The sequence below is a fragment of the Nocardia lijiangensis NBRC 108240 genome, from assembly GCF_001613045.1.
GTDB lineage: Bacteria > Actinomycetota > Actinomycetes > Mycobacteriales > Mycobacteriaceae > Nocardia > Nocardia lijiangensis.
The window spans coordinates 1-3,623 of record NZ_BDBP01000197.1 but is presented as its reverse complement, the minus strand read 5'-3'; the positions used below and the strand labels follow the sequence as shown (position 1 = coordinate 3,623).

The window sequence follows — 3,623 nt, the reverse complement described above, 5'->3', positions numbered from 1 at the left end:
GGGCGCGCCGTCCTCGGCCGCGCCCGAGGGACCCGCCGCGACCAGCCGCACCATCCAGCGGTAGCCGTCCACGCCGATGAAGCGCAGGTCCGCGCCCTCGGTGATGGCCAGGATCTCCCTGCCCCACGGACCGGTCTCCACGGCGACTCGCGCGCCGTCCTTGCGCAACGAGTCGGCCAGATCGGCCGCCACCGCGCGCCACTGGCCGGGCGATTTGGGCGCCGCGTAGGCGGCGACGGTGATGCGGCCGTGCTCGGTGGCCAGGTGCACCGCCTGCGGGGTGCCGTCCGGGGTCATCTCCACCTGTAGCTGGCCGCCCGGCGGCACCGGCAGGATGATCGAACCCAGGTCGAGACGCTGCTCGACCACCGCGTCGAGCAGCTCCGCTACTTCGTCGTAGTCGTAGGGGCCGGTCCGCTCGCCCTCCGGGCGGTCGTCGAAACCGGCTGCGTCCTCGACGGATTCGCCGTAGGACAGTTCGTCGTACTCGGCGTCGTAGTCCACGTCGTCGTACTCGGCGTAATCGTCGTACTGGTCCTCGGCGAACCGGTCCGACTGCTTCTTTCTCTTTCCGAACATCGCCTCACGCCTCCCGGCCGGTCGCCCGGCCCACCCCGTCGGCTTCCGTGCCCAGGACGGCGTGGCCGCCGCTGGACCCGTAGCCGCCCGCACCCCGCGTCGTCTCGTCGAGCCGGTCGACCTCGACGAAGTCCACCAGCTCCACCCGCTGCACCAGCAGCTGCGCGATCCGGTCGCCACGGCGCAGTTCGATGCGCGTGCGCGGATCGTGATTGATCAGGCACACCTTGATCTCGCCCCGGTAACCCGCGTCCACGGTGCCCGGCGTGTTCACCACCGACAGCCCGGCCTTGGCGGCCAGCCCGGACCGGGGATGGATCAGCCCGACCGTGCCGACCGGCAGCGCCACGGCGATACCGGTGCCGACCAGCACCCGCTCCCCCGGCTCCAGGATGACGTCCTCGGTGGTGCACAGGTCCACGCCCGCGTCGCCCTCATGGGCGCGCGTCGGCACGGGAATGCCGGGATCCAGCCGCAGCAGGGGTATCGGTGAAAGTGCGCTCACGTTGGTCGAGCCTACGCGTACCTCGGCGTTCCTCTGGCGGGACGGTGGCCTACTGTTGAGTCGTGTCGGACAGGCCCAACCCTTCGGTGACGGACAACGAGAAACGGACCCGCCAGCCCTACAGTGAGCGACTCTGGGTGCCGCTGTGGTGGTGGCCGGTCGCGTTCGGTATCGCCGGACTGCTCGCCGCCGAAATCCACATGGGCGCACCGGGAATCCGGGCCTGGCTGCCCTACGTTCTGCTGTTCCCGATCCCCGCGTGGGTGCTGTTGTGGTTGAGCCGCCATCGCGTGGCGGTGGCCGAGGACGCCCAGGGGACGCCCGAGTTGCGCGCCGACCGCGCGCATCTGCCGGTGAATTTCGTGGCTCGCGCCGCGGTGGTCGCTCCCACCGCGAAGAGCGCGGCCCTCGGCCGCCAGCTCGATCCCGCCGCCTATGTGCAACACCGTCCGTGGATCGGCCCGATGGTGTTGTTGGTCCTCGACGATCCGGACGATCCGACGCCGTACTGGTTGGTCAGTACGCGCCGACCGGAAAAGGTCCTTGCCGCGCTCGGGCTGCCGAGCGCGGACTGACAGTTACCCTCGGCCGAACCCCGGGGGTCCGGCCGTATTCGGCGATTGCGCGAACGATCAGGCCGCGCAATCCATGCAGATCATCTGACCGCCTGCCTCGCTGGCCAGCCTGCTGCGGTGGTGAACAAGGAAGCAGCTGGAACAGGTGAACTCGTCGGCCTGCTTCGGGATCACCCGGACCGAAAGCACTTCCTCGGACAGATCCGCGCCGGGAAGCTCGAACGACTCCGCGGTATCGGATTCGTCGATATCCACGACGGCGGACTGTGCCTCGTTGCGACGAGCCTTCAGCTCCTCCAGCGAATCTTCCGACACATCGTCGGATTCGGTGCGCCGCGGTGCGTCATAGTCGGTTGCCATGTCGTCTTCCCCTCGTCCTTACTCCGTATATCCCGGACCGGCTGCCGACACGCCGATTCCTTGCTGGAATCGGGCGTCCACACCGCCCCGCCGGTGGTGCACATCACACGTGCACCGGTCACCTATCAGGGAGGATCACTAGAATCCATACCCCGTAGCGCTCGGTAAACGCAGGACATGCCCTACTTGTTCCCGCGACCGACCACCGATTTCGCCGCTGGTGATTCGATCTGGGCCGCCAGACAATAGCGGACCGCGCGACAAAAGTCGCAATCAAAACACAGCCGAGTCGAAACTGTCGGGGAATCGACACCAACGCTGGAACTCGCCGAGACCTTCCGCACCGCCGCCGCGACATTTTCGTAGAGTGTGGCTCGTGGTTTCACTGATCACCGAAGGCAGCGCGACAGATTCGCAGGGGCAACCCTACGCTCGACGCCGCCCCCAGCCCTGGCTCATCATGCTCGGCGTCATGGCGCTGATCTGCGCGATCGTGTGGATCAAAGCGTTGACGACGCAGGACACCGACACCACCGCGATGGCCTGCAATGCGCCGAGCCCAGCCAGCGAACCCGGCGCGGCGCCGGCGCCGAAGCTGGGCCAGCGGGTCGGCTCGTCGCGCCTGCAGGACGTGGAACCCGCGCCGCTCGCCGCAAGCAAGGTGCGCGTGCTCAACGCGAACAACCAGCGTGGCCAGGCCGCGCACGTCGCGGCGCAGCTCGGTGATCTCGGCTTCGCGAGCGCACCGGGCACGCAGTACGGCAACGATTCCATATACGTCAACGGCGACCTGGAATGCGCGGGCCAGATCCGCTTCGGCGTGAACGGCAGGCCCGCGGCAGCCTCGGTGCAGCTGGTCGCGCCGTGCGCCGAACTGATCGAGGATCAGCGCGAGGACGACAGCGTCGACCTGGTGCTCGGTTCGCTGTTCCGGGACCTGCGGCCGAGCAACGACGCCGAAGAGGTGCTGCGTTCGCTGAAGAACCCGGCGCCGGGCGCGAACCCCGCGATCGACAGCGAACTGCTCGACGCCGCGCGCACCGCGCACTGCTGACCCCGCACGGCTGACCCCGCGCGCCGGCCGACGCGATCGATGCCGCATCGATCGACAAGCGGCCGCCCGGCGCATCACGCGGCAACGTGCCGCGCCACCTCCCGGCGGCGCGGCATGGGATCACCGATCCGGAATCGGCTCTGTCGCGCCGACTTCGGCCAGCAGCATGCCCAGTTCCCGTGCGATGCCGGGCGCGGCGGCGATGACGAGATCGCCCGCCGCTCCGGTCGCGGTCGCGGGCGGAAGCGTCAGGCGCGCACCCGCTTCCGCGGCGATCAACGCGCCCGCGCCCCAGTCCCAGGCGTGCAGCCCGTGCTCGTAGTACGCGTCGACCCGCCCGGCGGCCACGTGGCACAGGTCGAGCGCGGCCGCGCCGAAGCGACGGATGTCACGTACCCGGGGCAGCACGCGCGCGATCAGCTCGGCCTGCCGGGTGCGCCGGTGCACGCCGTAGCCGAACCCGGTGGCCACCAACGACATCGAGACATCCTCGACCGGGCTGCACCGCAGCCGCTGGACCGTGCCGTCGGCGGCCGTGGCCGTGGCGCCC

6 protein-coding genes are annotated in these 3,623 nt (G+C 69.5%); 2 read left to right on the top strand and 4 right to left on the bottom strand.

Features of this window, described 5'->3' with window-relative positions; all coding sequences use genetic code 11:
* Together NL1_RS35790 and dut are read right to left on the bottom strand one after the other, a co-directional pair.
* Nucleotides 1-579, bottom strand: a 579-nt coding sequence (locus NL1_RS35790) for a DUF3710 domain-containing protein (RefSeq protein WP_156095215.1), incomplete at its 3' end; no start/stop codon positions are given.
* A gap of 4 nt (nt 580-583) precedes the next feature.
* Nucleotides 584-1,084: a dUTP diphosphatase gene (dut, locus tag NL1_RS35785; RefSeq protein WP_067849350.1), complete on the bottom strand. Its 501-nt coding sequence runs from the start codon at nt 1,082-1,084 to the stop codon at nt 584-586.
* Between the two features lie 62 nt (nt 1,085-1,146).
* On the opposite strand from dut, the gene NL1_RS35780 reads away from it, so the two are divergent.
* Nucleotides 1,147-1,659, top strand: a complete 513-nt coding sequence (locus NL1_RS35780; protein WP_245673744.1) for a DUF3093 domain-containing protein — start codon at nt 1,147-1,149, stop codon at nt 1,657-1,659.
* Between the two features lie 57 nt (nt 1,660-1,716).
* On the opposite strand, the gene NL1_RS35775 is transcribed toward NL1_RS35780, so the two are convergent.
* Nucleotides 1,717-2,019, bottom strand: coding sequence for a DUF4193 domain-containing protein (locus tag NL1_RS35775; RefSeq protein ID WP_067779587.1), 303 nt, complete (start codon nt 2,017-2,019; stop codon nt 1,717-1,719).
* Nucleotides 2,020-2,395: 376 nt separating this feature from the next.
* Between NL1_RS35775 and cei the strand changes: the two genes are divergently transcribed.
* Nucleotides 2,396-3,073, top strand: coding sequence for an envelope integrity protein Cei (gene cei, locus NL1_RS35770; RefSeq protein WP_067849353.1), 678 nt, complete (start codon nt 2,396-2,398; stop codon nt 3,071-3,073).
* Nucleotides 3,074-3,193: 120 nt separating this feature from the next.
* On the opposite strand, the gene NL1_RS35765 is transcribed toward cei, so the two are convergent.
* A partial coding sequence (locus tag NL1_RS35765; RefSeq protein WP_281180906.1) for an inositol monophosphatase family protein occupies nt 3,194-3,623 on the bottom strand: 430 nt, incomplete at its 5' end.

What these genes read in the sequence shown, in the direction of transcription:
- NL1_RS35775 (WP_067779587.1), bottom strand. Translation starts at nt 2,019, where the DNA reads ATGGCAACCGACTATGACGCACCGCGGCGCACCGAATCCGACGATGTG.